This window comes from Alteromonas sp. ABV4_515 (assembly GCF_056160345.1).
On sequence record NZ_JBSWWZ010000002.1, the window covers coordinates 338,004 to 359,579 of the forward strand.

Genomic DNA, 21,576 nt, shown 5'->3' on the forward strand with positions numbered 1-21,576 from the left:
CGTTTAGGGTGATTGGGGCTGTAAAGTAAAAATCCCGGCATTCGTCGGGATTTTTCATGATATTACTTGCACTTGGGGCGAGTAGCGGTTTTCTGATAATCCGCCATTGCCGCATTCATGTTTGCCTGCAAATTCGCGATACGCGATTGTGGTGCCGGGTGAGTCGATAAAATTTCCATTTGTCGTTGGCCACCGCTAGCCGCTTCCATGTTTTGCCACAAGGTAACCGATTCCCGCGGGTCAAAACCAGCCTGGGCCATCAGCGCCAGACCAATAAGATCGGCTTCAGATTCGTGAGCGCGAGAGAAAGGTAAAGTGATTGCCACCTGTGAGCCTAATCCAATTGCCGCCATAATCGCACCACTATAGGCCACTTCCTGAGAATTAATCACCTGGGCTACCGCCTGGGTACCAAGGTTCGTTAAGGTAGAAGTGGACATACGCTCATTACCATGGTGAGCAATGACGTGGCCAATTTCGTGACCGATAACCGCAGCAAGTTGCGATTGTGTCTTGGCAACGTCAAGAAGCCCGGTATAAACACCAATTTTTCCGCCGGGAAGGGCAAAGGCATTCACCTGTTCATCCTGGAACACAACGACTTCCCATTCACCGTCGAACACAGATTCGGGTACGTAAGGCGTGATCGATTTCGCCACGCACTGCACATAGCTGTTTTCTACCTGCTTGCTGGATATCTTCAATTCTTCTTTCATGCCGGTAAAGGCTTGCGCGCCCATTTCGGCCATTTGCGGCTCAGAATACAGTAGTACCTGATTACGTCCCGTAGGTGACGTGGCACAAGCCGTAAGTAAAGTCGCCAGCCCGGCAGCGACCAGTGTTTTCATCCGCAGTTTCATAGTATTCCTTGTCTACGTGTTCATCCACATAAGTCTAAACGAAGTGTCTGTTAAATATCACTGATATTGTGAACTAAGTTTTACGTGAGATTAGTTGAAAGAGTTTTTAATTTCCCATCGTCATCCCCTAAACGACTGCAACAAATACGTCACAGAACTGTCGTTCAGTTGTCATAGGGATTCCTTAGGTTGATGTGTTTTTGATGAAGGCAAGTCGTGCACTCATCACATTACAAATAATAATGATCAGAGGAAACAGCATGTTGAATAACCAATATAAGATGGGTGTACTGGCATTCATGGTGTCAGCCGCATTAACCGGATGTAGCCTGGATGGCGATGATGGTGCACAAGGCCCCCAAGGTGCTCAGGGTGAGCAGGGCGTTAGCGGTGCCGACGGTCAGGATGCCAGCTTAGGTGTGAACCTGGAAGTCGTCGGTCGCGCTGTTGTTGGCGGTGTAGGAGCGGCTGAAATTGTCCAGTATCACGCGGGCACGCAAACAGTGTACGCCACCAATGGCGAGTCTGACACCATCTCGGTTATCAGCATTTCGGATGTTACCAGCGAAGCGCTGGAAGCACCCACTTCCTCTACCAACCTGACCAATACCTCTATTGAACTGCCAACAGAAATTGATGGCGTTGCTTTAGCTGGCCTCACCAGCATTGCTGTGTTCGATGACTTACTGGCCGTAGCTATTCCAGCGGACGAAAAAAGTGACAACGGCTTTGTTGTCTTCTATAGCGGCCTTAACGATAGCGCCCCCGTGTTGCTTTCATCGGTTGAAGTAGGGAACCTGCCTGACAACGTGGTATTCACACCCGATGGCACAAAAGTGCTTACGGCAAATGAAGGTGAGCCTTCTGACGATTACACCATCGACCCGGAAGGTTCAATTAGCGTGATCAATGTCGCAGATGGCGTACCGGCAGATTCGGCGACTACGCTAACTTTCGAAGGCTTCAACGACAGCCAGGCTGAACTTGAAGCCATGGGTATGATGTTCCCTAACCCTTCCGGTCGTACCATCAATGGTGTCACCATTGCTACCACGGTTGCCATGGATCTTGAACCTGAATACATCACTGCCACCAACGACATGGCGTATGTTTCTTTACAAGAGAACAACGGCGTTGCAGTTGTTGACTTAGAAGCGATGACCATCAGCATTATCGGTTTGGGCGTGAAAGACTGGGGCGACTACCAAATTGATGTTCAGGAGAACGGCGAAGTCAGCTTTGGCCAGTACGACGGTCTTTACGGCGTATACATGCCCGACACGATTACCAAAATGGAATGGAACGGCGCTACCTTCCTGCTGACGGCGAACGAAGGTGACGCCCGCGAATATATTTTCGAGGCAGATAATGAAGCTGCTTGTTTGGCTGCTGGTGGACTGGAATTTGACGACGGTGACTGCCTGGCGTACACCGATGAAGCAAAAATTGAAGATCTGACTGCTGCAACCAACTCTGAGCTTGCCATGCTACAGGCCAACGGTGAAGCAGACGACCTGCGTGTAACCACGGCGATGGGCGACGCCGATGGCGACGGTGAATTCGATGCTGCTTACACCTATGGTGCCCGTTCTTTCACTATCTGGGATCAGAACGGTCAGGTTGTTTACGACTCTGGTGACGATTTCGAGCGAATCACGGCGTCGGTGCACGGTGCGGCGTTCAATAATGGCGACGACGAAAACGAAGGTGACAGTCGTTCTGAAAACAAAGGGCCAGAGCCAGAAGCGATTGCGGTAGGCACAATTGGTAGTCGTACTTATGCGTTTATTGGCCTGGAGAGAATGGGCGGACTGTTCGCTTATGACGTTACCAATCCTTATAACGTGAGCTTCTCAGCATACGCGATTAACCGCGACTTAACTGAAGGGTTAACGGTTGACGATGGTATTGGCGATCTGGCGCCGGAAAGCATTGTTTTTGTTACGGCGGAACAAAGTCCTACCGGTGAACCTCTGCTGATTGTCGGCAACGAAGTGAGTGGTTCTGTTACACTTTGGCAGGTCACTGCGAACTAACCTGTTCGACGATTTTACTTACAAGATCAACCCGGGTTCCGGTAACGGCCCCGGGTTTTTGTTTATCTGAAGTGCCATGACTTTTGATGTCTAAAACGCTAAGCTACGCAAAACCCAACCGATTTGCCTGAACGGTTTTTGCTCCAGCCTGCGTGAAGTCTAACGTTTAGCCATGCAGGTTTCACAACAACACATGTGTCACGACAGATAAAAAGAGAGCTATTCATGTCAGAAAACGTTGTTATTAGTGGCGTGGGTCTGTGGACTCCACAACACGTTATTACCAATGAAGAACTGGTTGCCAGCTATAATGCCTACGCAGATAAATATAATGAAGAAAATGCGGCAGACATTGAAGCAGGTACATTGACTGCTAAACCCCATTCCAGCGCAGAATTTATCGAAAAAGCATCGGGTATTAAACAGCGATATATCTACTGCAAAGAGGGAGCCCTTGATGTAAATCGTATGCGCCCCGATATTGCTGAACGCGGCGACGACGAGCTGTCACAGCAGGCCGAAATTGCCCTTGAGGCTGCCAAAAAAGCGTTGGCTGCGGCGAATAAATCGCCTGAAGACATCGACGCGGTAATTGTATCATGTGCTTACACCCAGCGTTCGTACCCAGCTATTGCCATTGAAGTGCAAAACCAGTTAGGCATTAAGGGCTTTGGTTTTGACATGCTGGTTGCCTGTTCCGCGGCAACCTTTGGTATGCATAGAGGCTGGGAAATGGTGGCTTCGGGGAACGCTCGGGCAGTGTTGGTTATCAACCCAGAACTGGTGTCACCGCAGGTCAATTACACCGACCGTGACAGCCATTTTATCTTTGGTGATGTAGCAACGGCTACCGTGCTGGAATCTGCAGAAACGGCCTCGTCTGCGCATCAGTTTGAAATTTTAAGTACCAAAGCGGTCACCCAGTTTTCTAACAATATTCGTTCGAACTTTGGCTACATGAGCCGAGCAACCGACGCAGACCCTTATGGCGAAGATAAGCTATTTCATCAAGCGGGTCGGAAAGTCTTTAAAGAGGTTTGTCCTATGGCGGCCAACCATATAGAAGACCACCTGACTAAACATGACTTGAAGCCCGAAAATGTGCGTCGCTGGTGGTTGCATCAGGCCAACATCAATATGAATTTGTTGATTGCCAAGCGCCTTTTAGGGCGCGACGCTACCGCCGACGAAGCCCCCATCGTGCTAGACCGTTACGCCAATACCGCGTCTGCAGGGTCGGTTATCGCCTTCGCGTTACATCATCAAGATCTCAGTGCGGGAGATGTTGGCGTACTATGTTCTTTCGGCGCGGGTTACTCTATCGGCAGCCTGGTAATAAAAAAACGATAATAAGCGCGACACGCGTTGGAACGATGAAATAGGGAAGTCATGATTTCTGATATTGGTTACGGTCTGAATGCAGCCGGGTATTTTGTGCTTTTGCTGCTGTTGTTCACTGTGCGCAAGTCAGGGCTTGCCAAACACTTGCTGGTACTTGCTACCATGGCAACCATGGTGTGGTCGCTGAGTTTTGTTACTCAGCTCACCGGCCCTATTTCCGTGAAACAGTTGCTCATCGCAGACTCACTGAAGCAACTCGTTTGGCTGTTGTTTATTGCCGGTTGTCTGCAAGACAACTTTGACAACCTTTGGCAGGTGCTACGACGGCCTGCCACCATTGCAATCCTCACGCCGCCCGCTCTGGCGCTGGTGGCGCCACTCATCACCGTTATTCCGCATACCTGGCAATTCCTGTTTTTAACCGTTTTGTCGTTAGAAGTGCTCATTTTACTTGAGGTGCTCTATCGTCAATCTGGCGAGAACCAGTGGGCGTTCAAGCCGCTGGTACTGTACCTGGGAGCCATTCATTTGTTTGAGTTCGTCATGTATGCGAATGCCACCATGGTCACGCAAATAGAGCTTATCTATCTCGTATCCCGTGGTTTCATTTATTTGATGATGATGCCATTACTGATTGTCGCTATTCGTCGCATTAAGCACTGGGGCGTCGATATCTTTATCTCCCGGGAAGTGGTGCTGCACAGTTCTTTACTGCTGGTGGCAGGTATTTACTTGCTGGTGATGGCGTTAGCGGGTTATGTGGTGAATTTTATCGGCGGTAATTGGAGTTCAACCATTCAGACCGTGCTGGTAGTGCTGTCGATGGCATTGCTGATCACGCTGGTAATTTCGAACAGTATTCGTACCCGCATTAAAGTGTTTATAACCAAACACTTCTTCGCTAACCAATTTGACTACCGGGTAGAGTGGGTAAAGCTCACGCAAGCACTCTCGTCGACAGACGGTAGCACCGCCCCAGACGTTTACGGCAATGCGCTTCACGGGCTGCTCGGGGCGATTAACTATGAAAATGGGTTACTGCTTAAATCTAACGGCATTGATTTTGATGTGGTTGCCAATGACAATTTCGACAAGCTGTTGCCGGAAGAAGCCGACATTGTTAAGCAACTCATGCCATTCTGCCAGCAGACTAACTGGCTGGTAGATATTGAAGAATATGCGTCTAAGCCGTTTGAATATAATGGTTTACAACTTGATCGGGAAAGGCTTAAAACCTGTCGTTTTCAACTGGCGCTGCCATTGTTCAATCGCGAAAAAATTTGGGGCTTCGCATTGTTGAAAACCAAAGAAAGCGAAGCGCTAGCACTGAACTGGGAAGTGCGGGACTATCTTAACGCGGTTACCGAGCAGGTTGGTACTTACTTACTTCACCATGAAGCCGCCAACGCCGTAGCAGAAAATGCGCAATTCGCTGCGTTTAACCGCATGTCGGCGTTCGTCTTACATGATTTAAAAAACGTCATGGCGCAAATCGACCTTATTCTGTGTAATGCCGAGCAGCATAAGCATAACCCAGAGTTTATTGAAGATACCTTTGAAACCCTGCATTATACTAAGGCTAGAATGGATAAAATGTTGCGCCAGCTTACGGAGAAGAAGGTTGATGAAACCGGTGTGTTTTCGGCCCATAAGCTTTCCGATTTGATCAACCGCCTAGTGGATAGCCGTTGTCAGTCTTTGCAGCCTCTACCTACCATTGAAGTAGAAAGCGAAGAAAATGTAGTGGTCGATCCTGAGAAATTCAGTAATGTGATGTACCATCTGGTAAGCAATGCGCAACAAGCAACGTCCTCAGAAGGGTTTGTGCGCATCACTCTCGAATGCGACCCAGCCAGCCAGCAGCAAATTGTGCGTATAGAAGACAACGGGTGTGGCATGGACGAAGCCTTTATAGAACAGCGCTTGTTTAAGCCATTCGATACCACCAAAGGAAACGCGGGCATGGGGATTGGCGCCTATGACGCACGAAATTATATGCAATCTATTGGCGGAAAATTGTCGGTAGATAGCGAAGTTGGAAAGGGAAGTTGTTTTACCCTGGTGTTTCCACTGGACTAACAACACGCATTGTTCCCATAACGAAATACTATTTATGGAATTTTAAGAATGACCGATACGATTCTTGTTGTCGACGATGACCTCGGCATCCAAAAACAGTTGAAATGGAGCTTTACTGATTACGATGTGGTCTTTGCTGATGACAGAACCTCGGCTATTGCTCAGTTACGTCGTCACGAACCGAAGGTTGTAACTTTGGATCTTGGCTTGCCGCCTGATCCCGCCAATGCGTCAGAAGGGCTTAAAACCCTTGAAGAAATTATGGCACTGGCACCACGCACAAAAGTGATTGTGGTAACAGGCAATAACGATAAAGAAAATGCGCTTAAAGCCATCGACCTTGGCGCTTACGACTTTTACCAAAAGCCAATAGATTCAGACACCATCAAGTTGTTGGTGCAGCGTGCATTGAACCTGGCCAACCTGGAACACCAAAACCGGATCTTGGCGAAGGCGCGTCCTGCCATGGGCCGAATCATTGGTAATTCCGATGCCATTCAAGCGGTAATGCGCAAAGCGGAGAAGATTGCTGGCACCGACATAAGCACACTGCTGCAGGGAGAAAGTGGTACCGGTAAGGAAGTGTTTGCACGCAGCATTCACGAACATAGCCCCCGTAAAGACAAGCCTTTTGTTGCAATCAACTGTGCCTCTATTCCGGAAAACCTGCTGGAAAGTGAGCTGTTTGGTTATGAAAAGGGCGCATTTACCGGCGCTAACAAAACCACTCTGGGTAAAATCGAAACGGCCCAGGGCGGTACACTGTTCCTCGATGAAATAGGTGATATGCCCATTGGTCTGCAAGCTAAGATGCTGCGTTTCTTACAGGAGCGAGTGATTGAGCGAGTAGGTGGCCGCGCCGAAATCCCGGTTGATATTCGGGTTATCTGTGCAACGCACCGTGATTTACAACAGATGGTTGCCGACGAAACATTCCGTGAGGATTTGTATTATCGCGTAGGTGAAATTCCTATTTTCATTCCGCCTTTACGGGAGCGGGAACAGGATATTATTCTGTTGGCGCGCACCTTCCTAAACACCTATCGAGAAGAGTTTAACGCGAAAGCGAAAAGTTTCTCAGACAACGCAATTCAAGCCATGCTGGCGCACAAGTGGCCTGGCAACATTCGTGAAATGCAAAATAAGCTGAAGTCTGCGGTTATTATGGCGGAAGGCTCGGTGGTGCAAGCGGAAGATCTCGGCTTAATGGCACCGCGAGGTGATGCTGAGCCAGAAACGCTGAATTTACGCGAAGTGAGAGAAATGGCGGAAAGCCGTGCCATTCGTCGAGCCTACCAAACGGCAGACAAAAACATGTCAAAAACAGCGGAGTTACTGGGTGTTACCCGTCCTACACTGTATTCCCTGATTGATAAATATCACATGGAAGACATTAAGACTGGCGTTTAGTCTGCGTATACGTGAAGCCTCGTTGTTGAGGCGTTACAATAAACGCTTAATCTGGCCAGTAGATGCTGGCTAGATTATTCAACGACGTTTTGACATTTGTGCCGCTAATACCAAATCTATGCGCAAGGGGCGTAAGCTCATCTGTTGGGTGAAACGCGCCAGTCGCGTTTTCCACGCCAACCCAACAATCCCGCTGAGAAATTTTCGCGGCATACAGGCAATAGTCGGTGAGAGAAAAGGTTTGCTCCCAACTGAATGCAGCTGAACGTTCCGGCCATAGCGGCAATGCCGAAAACCCCACACTGCAGGTAAGATGGATAACCTCTCCGTTCGCCACAATGAACCGCTTTTGCCTTACCGCTTCAATCAATCGATTTGCCAAATCGGTCAATTCTCTTCTGTCGGCCTGCCGACAGATGATCAGAAACTCTTCTCCTCCCCATCTCACTAACAGATCGGTGCTTCGAAAAAGCGTTTTTAACACCTGAGTGAACTGTACGAGGACCTGGTCGCCAGCAAGGTGACCGTATACATCGTTAATCCGTTTAAAGTGGTCGATATCGACCAGAAAGCACAGCAGATCTTGTTTGGTAGCATGTTGTAGATGCTTGGTACTGGCGTAATAGTGCTGCACTCGCGTAATCTCACCAGGAAGATGGGCATTCAAAAAGTTGCGGTTGTTCAGCCCCGTGAGCGGATCGCGCATGCTCACTCTTTCCAAAGCTTTGTTGGCCGCTTCTAATTCGGTATTTTTTAATTCGAGTTCACTGGTACGGGCTTTTATCTGTGCAGCAAGGAAACGGTTTTGACGATATTGTTCGTAGCGCCCCCAGCATAAAAAGATGAGCAAAAGGGCTGATACCAACGAACCTAATACAAACATATTATACAAACTGCGCTGTCTGAGTGCTGCGAGTTCCTGTGTTGCCACCAACTGTTGCTTTTCAAGTGAGAGGGTACGAATTGCCAACTTAGCATCGGCACTGGTTTTTGCCAGGTAGGCAGCTTGTTCTTCAGTCAGTTGCTTACTGAATGCCTGTGTGGTGTTATCGGCCAGGTCATAGTCTTGTGAATTTGCCACAGCACAAACACTACAAAACGCAGTGAGAACAAAAATACTGCGGTACCAGAAACTCTTCATCATCATCCTGTCTTGAAAAAGTTAACAGCAAAGGGAAGCAGTAAATGCTTCCCTGGGTGGCCGGAGAGCACTCCATGTCACTCCGTATTGTGAATTGCCTTGTTATTAAGGCAGAAGAATCAGGGGGTATTGTCGGTGAGTACAGACGCTATCTCGCCGTTAATTTGTTTTTCAATCCAGATCCTGATTAATCTGGAACGACATATCCCGGTCGTTTCTGATAACTCACTCAGTTTATCTATGGCATTTTCAGTTAGCGTGAAGGTGGCTCTGCGCATGGGGCCCGTAGGCAACGGTGTAACAACGGGTGCGGGTTCTGGCAACGCGTAGAGTTTTGCACCTGAAGGCTTACCTGCAGCGTAGGTGAGCGCATCATCAATAAAGCTATCAATACTGACTGGCGCCGCAGGTTTAGCTGACAGCGTGGATTTTTTGAGACTGCAAAGGCTCATAAGATTCCCCCTTACCCCGGGACAGAAGCTCTTCGATAATACTGCGAATTTCCGTCGATGCTTTGCCGGTAGGCTCACTTTCCATTACCGACTGGCCGGATTCCTCAGAATCATCATACATGTTGCGACTGAATGTCACGGCATCCAACACCGGCACTTCAAAAGAGCGGCAGACCTCTTTGGCTTCTAATATGCGACTTGCCAGAGAAGGAAGGGAAGGACACTGGGTGATAACGAACGCCGCATTCATAGTGGGGTTAACCATTTTACACGTCGATAAAATGTCTTCCATATGAGGTACGGTTTTCAGGTCGCGACGTTTCGGACGCAAAGGAATAAGAATGTGGTCAGCCACCGCCATGGATGAGCGCAGAGCGAGGTTATCCTGACCACCGCAGTCGATAACGACAAAATCGTAATGTTCGCGCAGACTGAGAAGCTCATTACGGATCTTTCCGTATAGCTGAACGCAGTTAATCGAAGGTAACTTTTCGTTTGCCTTGCGTTCCTGTATCCAGTCTGACGTGGTGCGTTGAGGGTCGCAGTCGACCATCAGCACGCTGGCATTTTTTTCAGTTCGTAAATATACAGCGATGTTTTGTGCGAGACAGCTTTTTCCGCTGCCGCCTTTTTCGCCACCAACTAACACGATCATTGTCAGTTCCTCAACGTTCGCTACAGCAACCACTGCAGCTAATGAATGTGACTGAAAAAGTGAACCTAAGTCCCGAAGAACTATGCTTGTTCGGTAACCCCGCTATCGTGGTCTGCTACACAGACGGTAGACCGGAGGCTTTGCGTCACGGGTTTTCACGCCGCTTTGCCTTTTTCAACAGATTTACTACAGGCATTACAGCCGATTGTGGCTGCAGTAACCAGTTGGTGAGATAGTAGTCAAAACTGAATGCATCCGCCGCATGTTACGGAATATTCAGGGATAAAATAATATACCTTTCATTTCTTTACTACCGGTACAAATAAACCGTATCTGCGCACCGTTTATCCAATGTATAACCATCCTAAACCGGTTTTTATCTGTTACTATTAAGAGGTTATCAATATTTATACCAGCGAGAAGGAGAGGCGAGTGTCTAAGGCTGCCTTATTCAGTGCACTGTTGTTGGTTATCAGCGCCACAACAACCGCAAAGGAAAACGAACTGAGTGACGGATTCGCCGCTTTCAGTCATTTGTATGAAGAGCGGTTAGGGCAGGTGCGAGCCTGTATGAACCGTTCAGTGACGCGTTTTGATGTGTGTTCACCGGCTCTGCGAAACGATGGAAATGCGCCTTATATCCTTCATCACGGAAATAAAACCGCGAAAGTGGCCGTACTGCTCCACGGCCTGAGTGACTCGCCCTTTTATATGACGGGCATTGCCCGCTTCCTGTATGACAAAGGGTTTAACGTGATTGTGCCGCTGAACGTCGGGCATGGTCAGCTAGAAGCCGACGACGAAATGAGTGACAGCCAACTCGATGAGCGCTGGGCTGCACATTTGAATGATGTTATGGCGCTGGCTCCCCAGTTTGGCGACGAAATTTTCCTCGGCGGTTTTTCGACCGGTGGGGCGCTGTCGGTACAGCACTATCTTCATCACCCGGATAATATCAAAGGGCTAATGTTATTCTCTGGTGCACTGGCGCTGGATAGCGGGGTAGAGCGGTTGTCAAAAATCTGGGGAATTAGCCTGGTTGCACGGATGATCGACGGTACCTATGTCACCCAAGGGCCTAATCCATATAAATATCCGACAATCGCCAGCTTCTCTGGGTTGGAGTTAATGGATGTCATTAACGATATACGCGAACAATACGAAGAGGGTAAGACCATCGATATACCGGTATTTGCAGCCCATTCGCAGGCCGATACCACTACGCCCATTGTGGGAATTGAGACCTTGATGGCGCACACGACCACCAAAACAAATACCTTCTTTGTTATTGATGAGAGCTTTAAAACTTGCCATGCCGATGTCGTAGTTAACAGCAAAATGGTGGTAGACATGCATTTCGACGATAGCAACGTGGACTTGCGAGACAACTGTGCCGCACCGCAGGCAAACCCGCTGTTCCGGCAGATGATTATGATGTTAGGCAGCTTTGTTGATGAAGTGGCGGAAAAAGGTTAAAAAGCCATTTGACTCCACATGCCATAACGCTTACCTTTTAGGCATCACGTACCGGAAAAATAATGAACCTTACTACCAGCGCTATCAAGGCAACTAACATCGCTCTTATTATTCTACTCGCTATTCTTAGAAATGGGCGGGTTTGCTAGTACGTAAATAAATTAACTAAAACCCGCCGCGAAGGCGGGTTTTTTGTTCGTCTTCGTGGTTATAAATCAGGAGACGACAGATCATGAACCACCCAATATCCCAGCAATTACAGGCGTTGCATCAGGCTGTAAATAGCAATGATGCCGCCGCATTGCAGCAACTCTACAAAGATGACGCTGTGCTGGTAGATAAGCCTTTTATCTCTGAGCACCGCGATATTCACGGCGCGTTACATGAGTTTAAGTCTCGTTATATGCCAGAACATGTAGTGTCCCATGGTGATGAGGTAGTGATTGAAGCGGGCGATACCGCGTTGGTGATCAGTAAGTTGTACCTGAACAGCAAACAGGCCATCGACAAGATGGGCTGCGACTACAAAAAAGCCATTTACGTGTTCCGTAAAAATGAGAGCGGGGAATGGCAATGCGCCATCGACAACTTTTTTGGTGTCGATCTCATTGATTATGTGTAATGGCAGCAGGGCTGATATTGAATTTCAGCCCTTCGCTCCCATATCTGATGCACAGATAATGCGGTCTGCGTATGCTTACGTCCGCAAACAGAAGAATTAAACCGTGAATCACACACCATTACCGAACAGGCAATCCAGCCGGACCATGCAATTTGTGTCCGCTTTTTTGTTGTTCCTGGTGTTAGCTGCTGCAGCAAACAGTGGTCATCGGTTTACTGGTAATGCGTCGACGAACTACGCGCCTTTTGAGCATTACGGCGGCCTGGTACTTTCGCGCACAGATTTGCTGCCTTCAAGACAAACCTTACCTAAAGCGTCTCGTGTTAGCTTTGATGGTAATGGTACTGAATGGACGGAGCAAAACTATCCTCAACCGGCAGTACACTGGCACCTTCGTGGCATTGTAAGTGAGTCAGTTTATTCCGTTTTATTCACACCGGCGTTTCGCTGGTTCCGCCCCTTACTACGTGCACCACCTCAACCTTAGAACTTTCACTTTCACGGGCTAAACGCCCATTTTGCTGACAATTTCTAAGGATAATCATGAAAAAATTCTCCGTACGGGGCGTGATATACGTGCTCGTAATTTTGCTTGGCCTATTCAGCGCCTTGCCTAACCTGCTGCCCGCGTCTGCGCAGCAGAAACTGCCAAACTGGTATACCCAAAATCAGCTATCGCTGGGATTGGATTTACAGGGTGGTTCTCATCTTTTGCTCACTGCGGATACGGCCCCGCTGTTCGACAAAGCCTTTGACGATATGCGTGAAAGTCTGTTTAAACAGTTTCGCGATGCGGGTATTCGCTATCAGGTGCAGTCGGCGGCGAACCATCACCTTCAGTTCACCTTGATGGCGAATGCTAATGCACAGAAGGCGTGGGATATTCTCACTGCTTATCGCTACAGCACCGAGGGTAAACCTCAGTTCGCTATAGACCGCAACGACAATGTGATTTCGGTTGCGCTTACCGATGAATATAAAACAGCGCTGGTGAACGATGCCATGGCGCGTAGTGTGGAAGTGGTGCGCCGCCGACTGGATGAAACCGGGCTTGTCGATCCCAGTATCTCCCGGCAGGGCGATGACGGTGTATTAGTGCAAATGCCGGGGATGACCGACCCCTCAGCTATTCGAGATCTCCTTGGCACCACCGCGCAAATGCGCTTCCACTGGGTAACCGACGGCAGTCAGCGAACCGGCGTTATTCGTGTTCCCGACATGCAAGGGAACACCACCTACACATTGGAAAAGCGGGTGGCGATGGAAGGCGAACACATCAGTGATGCCCAGCTAGCGTTCGACCCCAACACCGGCAACCCTGTCGTAAACTTTAAACTCGATAGTGTGGGCGGCAGCCTGTTTGCCGACATGACCCGTTCGCATATCGGTGTGCCTTTGGCTGTGGTGCTCGACGGCAAAGTAATTACAGCACCGGTGATCCGGGCGGTTATTGGCGCAGGTGGCGGTGAAATAAGCGGCGACTTCACTGCTAACGAAGCCAAAGAGCTGGCGTTGCTTTTACGGGCGGGGGCATTACCCATGCCTCTGCATGTTATTGAAGAGCGTACGGTTGGGCCGGATTTAGGCAGTGATGCTATTGAAATGGGATTAACCACCGGCCTTATTGGTGCCGCCATGGTGCTGGCTCTGATGGTGGTAATGTACGGCCGTTGGGGCGTAATTGCCTGTACCAGTCTGGCAATTAACATTGGTATGTTGTTTGGTGTGCTCAGTGTGTTTGGTGCCACACTCACGTTGCCCGGTATCGCAGGGATAATTCTGACGTTGGGCATGGCGGTAGATGCCAATATTCTGATTAACGAGCGTATAAAAGAAGAATCTCGGCGTGGTAAACCCGCGGGCACGGCTATCCGGGCTGGGTTCGACAAAGCGTGGTCAACGATTCTCGATTCCAGCCTAACTACACTCATTGCTGTGAGTTTGCTGTTTATGTTCGGTAGCGGCCCGGTGAAAGGGTTCGCCATTACCATTGGCATTGGTTTGTTTACGAGTATGTTCACCGCAATCGCGGTCACCCGAATGCTAATTTCAGCCGTAACCCGCGGGAAAGAGCGTCAGATTCTGCAGTTCCCCGGCACTGGTTGGTTCAAGCGAAAAGCCGGAACCCCGATAAACTTTCTTCGGGGACGAGTCACCGGCCTGTGTGTTTCTGCATTTTTGTCGGTGGCCTCAGTGGTGGCCTTTTTCACGCCAGGTTTACAGCATGGTGTTGATTTTACTGGTGGCACACTGGTCGAGGTAAGCACGCAGCAGGTCCAGGTTGATGCACTGCGCAGCGCTTTTGAAGCCAATGGTATCGAAGGCGTGTCTATACAGGAGTTTGGCAATCAGGGGGACTACCTGATTCGTGTGCCCGTTGAAGACAGTCCAAATAAGGCCAATGCGGAAGGTGTGAATACTGAGCAATCTGAACCTGATACCAGTAGTCAGGTCGCGCAGTCGGGTCAGGTAGCAGCAGTAAAACAGGTCGTGCAAAGCCTTGATGAAGATGCAACCTTTCCTCGTGTTGATATGGTGGGCTCAAAAGTCAGTAGCGGCTTTGCAGATGCTTCTATTTTAGCGGTATTGATTGCGGGCGGTGGCATTCTGGCCTATTTATGGCTGCGCTTCGAAAGTCACTTTGCTTTAGCGGCCACCGCCACCATTGCGCTAGACCTCACCAAAACCATTGGTTTCTTTGCGCTCACAGGGCTGGAGTTCAATCTTACTGCGGTGGCAGCCTTATTGGCACTGATTGGTTATTCTATCAACGATAAGGTCGTGGTATTTGACCGGATCCGCGAAGGATTCCGTATGACACCGGATAAACCCATTGAGGAGGTGCTCAATAGCAGTATCACCGCAACGTTAAGCCGTACGGTGTTTACCTCATTAACCACGTTGCTGGCATTGTTACCTATGGGCATTGCTGGCGGGGCGTCGGTCGCGAGTTTTGCGCTGCCCATGCTGTTTGGCATCGTTATTGGCACCAGTTCCTCTATATTTATTGCATCACCTATTCTTTATTACCTCGGTAAACGCCGTGAGGCAAAAGGACTGGCGCAACTGCGTCCAACATCAGAAGAAATCAGGGAGTCGCTGGCGCACATTCCCTAACACTTACAGTGCAGAGCCATTATGGCTCTGCATAGTGAACGATTACCCTGACAACAGGGTCTGTTATTACTGTAGGAACACGAAACACATGGCTGAGGTTTAAAGGAGTACCGGTATGTTTGCCATTGATTATCAAATCCTTATCGCATCGGTATTACTCTTTGTCGGCATACTGTCGAGTAAATTATCACCCCGACTCGGATTACCTCTGCTGGTGGTATTCCTGCTGGTGGGAATGTTCGCCGGCGAAGACGGCCTTGGCTTATCTTTCGATAATGCTGGTGTAGCCCATGCATTAGGTACGCTGGCACTGGCGATGATCCTGTTTGATGGTGGTCTGCAAACCTCATTTTCTTCCATTAAGCTGGTGTGGAAGCCCGCATCCATCCTGGCAACCTTAGGTGTGGCAATTACCGCCGGGGTAACTGGCTTTGCTGCAGCCCATATTCTCGGTGTGCCGCCCATGGTGGGCTTTTTGATAGGCGCCATTGTGGGTTCAACCGATGCCGCGGCGGTATTTTCCATTTTGCGCAATGCCGGTGTATATCTAAGCCCGCGCTTAAAAGCCACCCTGGAAATTGAAAGTGCTTCCAACGATCCCATGGCAATCTTCCTTACCGTGGGCATTCTTGAACTTCTTACGCATCAAATGGAGCCGGGTTGGGATTTAGCCATGCTTTTTGCTATGCAAATGGGCATTGGTACGCTGGTGGGTTTAAGCATTGGCTGGCTTGCTGTGAAGCTGATTAACCGCATTACGCTGGGGGCGCCTGGGTTGTATCCAGTGCTGGTTGCCGTATGCGGTTTCCTTACGTTCGGGGTATCCGCAAGTCTTGGCGGCAGCGGCTTCCTCGCGACTTTTATTGCCGGTGTTTTTATTGGTAACAGTCGGTTTGTACTCAAACGCGCCACCTTCATGTTTCACGATGGCCTAGCGTGGATGAGTCAAATCGGCATGTTTGTCATGCTGGGATTGCTGGTGAATCCCAAATCTCTGCTCGATGTCTGGGCAGAAGGCTTGCTGATTGCCGCCGTACTGATATTTGTAGCACGGCCGCTGGCAGTGGCGCCATTTATGGCGATGGCAGGTTTTAACAAGCGTGAAATTGGCCTGTTATCCTGGGTTGGGCTTCGGGGTTCTGTCCCTATTATCCTGGCGATATTTCCGTTGCTGTTCGACATTCCACAAGCGTATTTGATTTTTAATGTGGTGTTCTTTGTGGTGCTAATATCCGCCACCTTGCAAGGTTCTACGCTACCGTGGATGGCGCGAAAGCTGAAGTTGCTGGAAAGTGCCCCGGTCACGCCCTCAGCCACATTAGAAATTAGCTCACTGGGCGATGTAAACGCCGATATCGTGCAGTACACCCTTGGTGATAAAGCCAAGGCGGTAAACCGCACTCTGGGCGAACTAGCGTTACCAGAAGGGGCGGTAGTGGCGATGATCACAAGGGGCGACGCGGTATTTCCGCCACGGGGGTCTACCATGCTGTTACCGGGCGATCACATTTTTATTCTTATCCGGCCGGGCCTGAAACCTTTTGTCGACAATATCTTTTCACACATACAAAGTCTGGAGAAAGCCCATTTTTCCCGCAGCGAATTGGTCATAAAAGGGGTCGCTAAGATGAGTGAAATCAGTCACGCCTATAATCTGGATTTCCCATTGCCGGAAGACGAGATGGAGTTGACGCTGAACGAGTTTCTGAAAAAGCATCTGGGGAATACCCTCAGTGAAGGGCAAGCGCTAAGTCATGATTTTGGATTGTTTGAAATAAAGCATGTGCGCAACGGTTACGCCATGGCTGTGCAATTTCGCCCGACAGTATGAGTGGTGTTTAGATACGAGAGCCTGTGAACAAAAAATGCCGACACACGTGACTGTGCGTCGGCATGCTTTTTAATGCTGATTTTTTGCTGAGCGGATTAGTGGCTGGCGGCGTATTTTTCTACTTCAGACCATACCCGTAGCAGGTTGCCGCTGAGTACTTTCTCAATTTCTGCACGAGAATAGCCACGATCTAACATGCCTTGAATGAGGTTCGGGTAAGACGATACGTCTTTCAAGCCCACCGGCAGCGAATCACCGACGCCATCATAATCAGACCCAATACCAACATGGTCAATGCCGATCAGTTCCACCACGTGATCGATATGGTCCAGCACCTGCTCAAGGGTGGAATACGGATAAGGATTCTCTTCACGATATTTCTTATCAAATTCCGCCACCTGCGGGCTATCTTCACCCACTTCCTTAATTAACGCATTTTTGCGCTTAGTCAGATTATTGCGCCAATCCTGGGTTTCTTTGGAAACAAAACTAGAGCCAAAGTTAATCATGATCACACCGTTATTTTCTCCCAGTGCTTTCACCATCTTGTCGTCCATATTCCGCTCAAATCCTGGCGTGTATTTACGTAACGATGAGTGGGAAGCAATAACCGGCACCTTGCTGATTTCAATGGCCTGATAGAAAGCTTCATCTGACACGTGACTGATGTCTACCATGATGCCTAAATTGTTCATTTCTACCACCACCTCTTTACCGAATGGGCTCAAACCGTGCCACTGGCGACGTAAGTCGTAAGATGAATCAGAAATATGGTTGCTGAGCGAGTGGGCGAGGGTGATATAGCGTATACCGCGCTCGTAAAAGGTCTTCAGGTTTTCCATGCTGCCTTGTAAGGGGGAACCGTTTTCCATACCCATTGGTAAAGAGATCAAGCCTTCCTTAAATTGTGCTTTTACATCTGCGACCGACTTTGCGATAGCAAATTTATCCGGTGAGCGGTACACCATGGCTTCAACCAAGTCGATCAACTGGTGAGCAACGGCGGTAGATTCCGCAGAGTTGTCTAAACTCGCTGGCACGTAAATCGACATGAAAGGCGCGGTAAGTCCGCCTTTCTTCGCTCGGGGATAATCAAAGTCACCGCCTTCGGTGGCAACGCTGACATCTTCCCATTTTTTATGCACACGGTAAGGTACGTCAATATGCCCGTCGACAATGATATTCTCTTGCGCAATCTGGTTTGCCTGCGCCGATACTTTGATTGGCGAATCTGCATGACTGCTGAAACTTGCCAGTGACAGCATGGCTGGAATGATAAGCGCCAGTGTTGATTTCCTTGCTAAGATTGTGTTGCTGAGTCGCCCCATGTTATTTCCCTTCATCATTATTGTGTTTTTAAGTGCAGCTCTAAGAATGCAGCGAGTTCCCGATAAAAAATAATCCTGTTTTCCAGCTTACTTACACCGTGGCCTTCATCAGGAAAGCGCAAATAAGTGACAGGTATGTTTTTGTCCCGAAGGATTTTTACCATGCGATCGGATTCTGTTACCGGATCACGGGGATCGTTAGCGCCATGCTCATAAAACATCGGTGCTTTAATATCGTTAACGGTGTTTATAGGTGAGTTTACCGCGTAAAAGTCCTGCCATTTTTGTTCTCGGATATCGCCATACTCAATGCGGTCTGACGCCATGAGGGCAGGCGATGCACTTTTTAACGCTCGTACCCAGTCTGATACCCCAACAAACGAGGCGCCGGCTTTAAAAGCATCGGGGTATTTACCCATTACCGCATTCACCATGTAACCGCCGTAAGAGCCACCCATCACCGCGGCGTTGTTGGCATCTAAACGGTTGTCTGTTTTCATCCACGTTAGCGCATCGACCAGGTCGCGCACACTATCGAGACGTTTTTCCTGGTTATCTAAACGGGTGAATGTTTTGCCGTAGCCGGTAGAGCCACGCACATTGATATCGAGCACCGCTATACCTTTACCAACCAGGTACTGCGTTAGCGGTTGCCAGCCCATTTTGGCTTGAGAAGTAGGGCCCCCGTGAACATCGATAACCACCGGTGCCTGGCCTTCTCGCCCTTTTGGCATATAGAGTTGTCCGTGCAGTGTGACACCGTCGCGGGCCGGAAAGCTAACCTGCACTGGGTTAACCAGGTTCTTACGGGAAATACCGGCCATTTCAGCACGATATACCACGGTTTGCTGCATACTCTGCACATCGATTAGGTAAACCTCACCCGGCGAAGTTGCACTGTTAATGCTAACCAGAACGTTGGCGCTGTCTTTGGTACAGCTAATTGAGTAATCGCCGTCTGGCAGCGGAATTTCGCTGGTTTCAATACTGCCAACCGGTTTCTTTAAAAGGGTATCGATACCGTCGCGATTCTCGGTCCACAGAAGCATGGAATCCTGTCCGCAAACGATAAAGTCATCAATATCGAACTGGCTACCAATAACGTGTTTGGTTTTTTTGCTGGCTGGGTCGTAAGCGAAAATGGCTTTCATCTCACGGTTTAAATTCGATACGAAATATAACTTGCTGCCATCGTCAGTCCAGTGAAACTCACTAAAAGCGGCAGCTACATCAGGTTTAAACAACGGACGAAGTTCCCCACTTTCTGCAGACAACATATAAACGTCTTCGGCATCTTCGCCCCGTGTCTCTGTCACGATAATTTCGTCAGAACCGGGTCGCCACGCTTGTGGAAAATATCCAAATTCAGCCTGAAATATCATTTTGTTCTCACCTGTTTTCATATCATGCAGGTAGATATCAAAATCTCGGCCGTTGCGCTCTGTCGATGCGTAAGTGAATTTTTCTCCGTCGTTGGAAAAACTACCGAATGAACGAAAACCGTCGCTGTAAGGCAGTAAAACTTTTTCTTCTAAACCATCGGCATTCAGAATGAAGAAAGCTTCCCGCTCGTCGCCATTGTTGTCAGCGCCGTAAATTAAGCGCTGTCCGTCGGGGTGCCAAGCGTAAAACGAAATGCCATTTCCCCAGGTCAATTGCTTCGCCTGTCCGTCGGGAAGGTTCTTAATCCAGAGTTGGCGGCGCCCGGTAACGTTATCGACAAATGCCATCTGGCTTCCGGTACTGTTTATGCTACTTTGCGATGCCCCTCGGGCAAGAAGAAAGCGTGCAATATCAACGGGCTGTTCTCCAGCCAGGCCCACATCTAAAGTTTGTGATGCAGGAATGTCAGCGGCATAAGGCCACGCTGTTTCTGGTGCAGAAAAAACGAGATGACTGAGAAAGCTCAGACCAATTAAGGTGGAAAATGTGCGAAGTGGACCCATGATGAAACCTTTTAGTTTTTATTTTCTTCAGCCTACGAAATATTGCGCGATGCCACAATCACCTAACCATCAATAGCCGGTGCAATGGTAAATATTTCCGGTGGATGCCGGTATCGCCGTTGTGGGCATGTCTTTGCAGGAGCGGGTTGTTACTGACAAGAAAGAGGCTTGTAATAAAAGTTTAAATTTTGATATGGTTCTCAGGGCGTGACTTAAGACGGTAAATACGGGATACTGCTTGGCAACCTGTTTTACAGACTCATGCCAGTCTTAAGCAGGCAACAAGAATAATCTTCGTGGTAATCCTCTCCTCATCTGTGTTTGGTGAGTCCATTGACCAGAGTTGTTAGTGGTCGCGTGCGCAGGGACTGCAGGCTTTCACCAATAGGGCATTTCCTCTGGCGAATTCCACAATTGATTACCACCAATAAACGTAATGAGAACAGATTTATGGCTATTAACTACATTCCGCTGAATAAAGAAAAACACAAAGACTTAAAAGTAGCGGTTAACAGTGCATTTGAGTTTGCAAAACAAACTCACCTGTCTGCAGCTTCTATTCGTGAATATGCGCAGCTTGCTGCAACAATGCCTTTGGTATTTATCAAAGACCCTAAGAGCGACCGTTATCACACCGTTGCTATGCTGGGCATGGAACAGAATCAAAACCTGTTCTTGGCTACGGGTAAGTGGAAAGCACCACACGTACCAATGAACATCATGCGTTACCCTTTCGATATTCGTCCTGATGCTGACAAGCTTGGCGTTTACATCGATGAAGAGAGCAACCTGGTTGGCGCAGAAGACGGTGAGCCGTTGTTCAATGAAGATGGTACGCCGTCTGCTTTCCTGGAAAATCGTCAAAAGTTCTTAGGTGAACTGGCTAACAGTGAAATGCTGACACAACGTTTCATTGCGAAAGTTGTTGAACTGAATCTGCTTGATCCAATTCAAATTCGTCTTACTTATCAAGACGGCCAACAGCGTAACGTTACTGGTATGTTCAGCATCAACGAAAAACGTTTACTGGAACTGCCAGAAGCAACCGTGACCGATCTGCACAAACAGGGCTTCTTGGGCGCACTGTACGCAATCATGTTATCACTGGGTCAGCTGAACCGTTTGGTTGAACTGTCTAACGATACGCAAAACCCAATTGCGAACATGCAAATTGCAACGGATAACGGTCCTGCGCCAGAACAAGCGCCAACAGCGTAAATTCAACATTATGCATACGTAAAAAGCGGGCCTGGCCCGCTTTTTCTGTTTTTATACTAGGGGT

General features: G+C 48.8%; 16 protein-coding genes and 1 riboswitch. Of the genes, 10 read left to right on the forward strand and 6 right to left on the reverse strand.

The window, feature by feature from the left end; genetic code table 11:
- Positions 1-62: 62 nt before the first annotated feature.
- Positions 63-860, reverse strand: coding sequence for a M48 family metallopeptidase (locus tag ACXAGX_RS05815; protein WP_474837159.1), 798 nt, complete (start codon positions 858-860; stop codon positions 63-65).
- A gap of 260 nt (positions 861-1,120) precedes the next feature.
- Here ACXAGX_RS05815 and ACXAGX_RS05820 point away from each other — a divergent pair, with 260 nt between their 5' ends.
- The 4 genes from ACXAGX_RS05820 to prsR all read left to right on the forward strand — a co-directional run bounded on the left by ACXAGX_RS05820 (position 1,121) and on the right by prsR (position 7,726).
- Positions 1,121-2,896: a choice-of-anchor I family protein gene (locus ACXAGX_RS05820; protein ID WP_474837161.1), complete on the forward strand. Its 1,776-nt coding sequence runs from the start codon at positions 1,121-1,123 to the stop codon at positions 2,894-2,896.
- 225 nt (positions 2,897-3,121) lie between these two features.
- A complete protein-coding gene (locus tag ACXAGX_RS05825) occupies positions 3,122-4,246 on the forward strand; it encodes a beta-ketoacyl-ACP synthase III (protein ID WP_474837163.1) in 1,125 nt (374 codons plus the stop codon).
- Positions 4,247-4,285: 39 nt separating this feature from the next.
- Positions 4,286-6,316: an XrtA/PEP-CTERM system histidine kinase PrsK gene (gene prsK / locus ACXAGX_RS05830; protein ID WP_474837165.1), complete on the forward strand. Its 2,031-nt coding sequence runs from the start codon at positions 4,286-4,288 to the stop codon at positions 6,314-6,316.
- A 48-nt stretch (positions 6,317-6,364) separates the two neighbouring features.
- Positions 6,365-7,726 (forward strand): PEP-CTERM-box response regulator transcription factor, encoded by a 1,362-nt coding sequence (prsR, locus tag ACXAGX_RS05835; RefSeq protein ID WP_070124961.1) that lies wholly within the window; start codon positions 6,365-6,367, stop codon positions 7,724-7,726.
- Between the two features lie 46 nt (positions 7,727-7,772).
- Here the strand turns inward: prsR and ACXAGX_RS05840 are convergent, their stop codons facing one another.
- The 3 genes from ACXAGX_RS05840 to ACXAGX_RS05850 form a co-directional block, all read right to left on the reverse strand.
- The gene (locus ACXAGX_RS05840; protein ID WP_474837167.1) at positions 7,773-8,807 is read right to left on the reverse strand and encodes a GGDEF domain-containing protein; all 1,035 of its coding nucleotides are present in this window, start codon (positions 8,805-8,807) and stop codon (positions 7,773-7,775) included.
- Positions 8,808-8,986: 179 nt separating this feature from the next.
- Complete coding sequence (locus ACXAGX_RS05845; RefSeq protein WP_474837169.1) at positions 8,987-9,319, reverse strand: ribbon-helix-helix domain-containing protein; 333 nt, start codon at positions 9,317-9,319, stop codon at positions 8,987-8,989.
- Positions 9,279-9,974 carry an AAA family ATPase gene (locus ACXAGX_RS05850; protein ID WP_474821170.1) on the reverse strand — a complete coding sequence of 232 codons (696 nt, stop codon included), beginning with the start codon at positions 9,972-9,974 and terminating at the stop codon, positions 9,279-9,281. The genes ACXAGX_RS05845 and ACXAGX_RS05850 overlap by 41 nt, the downstream gene beginning before the upstream one ends.
- Positions 9,975-10,063: 89 nt before the next feature.
- A riboswitch (cyclic di-GMP riboswitch) is annotated at positions 10,064-10,154 on the reverse strand.
- Between the two features lie 252 nt (positions 10,155-10,406).
- Here ACXAGX_RS05850 and ACXAGX_RS05855 point away from each other — a divergent pair.
- The 5 genes from ACXAGX_RS05855 to ACXAGX_RS05875 all read left to right on the forward strand — a co-directional run bounded on the left by ACXAGX_RS05855 (position 10,407) and on the right by ACXAGX_RS05875 (position 17,020).
- The gene (locus ACXAGX_RS05855; protein ID WP_474821174.1) at positions 10,407-11,450 is read left to right on the forward strand and encodes an alpha/beta hydrolase; all 1,044 of its coding nucleotides are present in this window, start codon (positions 10,407-10,409) and stop codon (positions 11,448-11,450) included.
- Between the two features lie 232 nt (positions 11,451-11,682).
- The gene (locus ACXAGX_RS05860; RefSeq protein ID WP_474837171.1) at positions 11,683-12,072 is read left to right on the forward strand and encodes a YybH family protein; all 390 of its coding nucleotides are present in this window, start codon (positions 11,683-11,685) and stop codon (positions 12,070-12,072) included.
- A 145-nt stretch (positions 12,073-12,217) separates the two neighbouring features.
- Entirely contained in the window at positions 12,218-12,559 is a 342-nt protein-coding gene (locus ACXAGX_RS05865) for a hypothetical protein (RefSeq protein WP_474837173.1), read from the forward strand.
- A gap of 56 nt (positions 12,560-12,615) precedes the next feature.
- Positions 12,616-15,189 carry a protein translocase subunit SecD gene (gene secD, locus ACXAGX_RS05870; protein ID WP_474837175.1) on the forward strand — a complete coding sequence of 858 codons (2,574 nt, stop codon included), beginning with the start codon at positions 12,616-12,618 and terminating at the stop codon, positions 15,187-15,189.
- Between the two features lie 115 nt (positions 15,190-15,304).
- The gene (locus tag ACXAGX_RS05875) at positions 15,305-17,020 is read left to right on the forward strand and encodes a potassium/proton antiporter (RefSeq protein ID WP_474837177.1); all 1,716 of its coding nucleotides are present in this window, start codon (positions 15,305-15,307) and stop codon (positions 17,018-17,020) included.
- Between the two features lie 95 nt (positions 17,021-17,115).
- Here the strand turns inward: ACXAGX_RS05875 and ACXAGX_RS05880 are convergent, their stop codons facing one another.
- Both ACXAGX_RS05880 and ACXAGX_RS05885 read right to left on the reverse strand, forming a co-directional pair.
- The gene (locus tag ACXAGX_RS05880; RefSeq protein ID WP_474837556.1) at positions 17,116-18,285 is read right to left on the reverse strand and encodes a dipeptidase; all 1,170 of its coding nucleotides are present in this window, start codon (positions 18,283-18,285) and stop codon (positions 17,116-17,118) included.
- 80 nt (positions 18,286-18,365) lie between these two features.
- Positions 18,366-20,294, reverse strand: a complete 1,929-nt coding sequence (locus ACXAGX_RS05885) for a S9 family peptidase (protein WP_474837179.1) — start codon at positions 20,292-20,294, stop codon at positions 18,366-18,368.
- A gap of 450 nt (positions 20,295-20,744) precedes the next feature.
- Between ACXAGX_RS05885 and ACXAGX_RS05890 the strand changes: the two genes are divergently transcribed.
- Entirely contained in the window at positions 20,745-21,512 is a 768-nt protein-coding gene (locus ACXAGX_RS05890) for a SapC family protein (protein WP_474821193.1), read from the forward strand.
- The last annotated feature ends 64 nt before the right edge of the window (positions 21,513-21,576 follow it).

Excerpts from the sequence above, each read along its gene's own strand:
- ACXAGX_RS05815 (WP_474837159.1), bottom strand. The coding sequence starts at position 860 with ATGAAACTGCGGATGAAAACACTGGTCGCTGCCGGGCTGGCGACTTTA.
- ACXAGX_RS05820 (WP_474837161.1), top strand. The coding sequence starts at position 1,121 with ATGTTGAATAACCAATATAAGATGGGTGTACTGGCATTCATGGTGTCA.
- ACXAGX_RS05825 (WP_474837163.1), top strand. The coding sequence starts at position 3,122 with ATGTCAGAAAACGTTGTTATTAGTGGCGTGGGTCTGTGGACTCCACAA.
- prsK (WP_474837165.1), top strand. The coding sequence starts at position 4,286 with ATGATTTCTGATATTGGTTACGGTCTGAATGCAGCCGGGTATTTTGTG.
- prsR (WP_070124961.1), top strand. The coding sequence starts at position 6,365 with ATGACCGATACGATTCTTGTTGTCGACGATGACCTCGGCATCCAAAAA.
- ACXAGX_RS05845 (WP_474837169.1), bottom strand. The coding sequence starts at position 9,319 with ATGAGCCTTTGCAGTCTCAAAAAATCCACGCTGTCAGCTAAACCTGCG.
- ACXAGX_RS05850 (WP_474821170.1), bottom strand. The coding sequence starts at position 9,974 with ATGATCGTGTTAGTTGGTGGCGAAAAAGGCGGCAGCGGAAAAAGCTGT.
- ACXAGX_RS05860 (WP_474837171.1), top strand. The coding sequence starts at position 11,683 with ATGAACCACCCAATATCCCAGCAATTACAGGCGTTGCATCAGGCTGTA.
- ACXAGX_RS05865 (WP_474837173.1), top strand. The coding sequence starts at position 12,218 with ATGCAATTTGTGTCCGCTTTTTTGTTGTTCCTGGTGTTAGCTGCTGCA.
- secD (WP_474837175.1), top strand. The coding sequence starts at position 12,616 with ATGAAAAAATTCTCCGTACGGGGCGTGATATACGTGCTCGTAATTTTG.
- ACXAGX_RS05875 (WP_474837177.1), top strand. The coding sequence starts at position 15,305 with ATGTTTGCCATTGATTATCAAATCCTTATCGCATCGGTATTACTCTTT.
- ACXAGX_RS05880 (WP_474837556.1), bottom strand. The coding sequence starts at position 18,285 with ATGCTGTCACTGGCAAGTTTCAGCAGTCATGCAGATTCGCCAATCAAA.
- ACXAGX_RS05885 (WP_474837179.1), bottom strand. The coding sequence starts at position 20,294 with ATGGGTCCACTTCGCACATTTTCCACCTTAATTGGTCTGAGCTTTCTC.
- ACXAGX_RS05890 (WP_474821193.1), top strand. The coding sequence starts at position 20,745 with ATGGCTATTAACTACATTCCGCTGAATAAAGAAAAACACAAAGACTTA.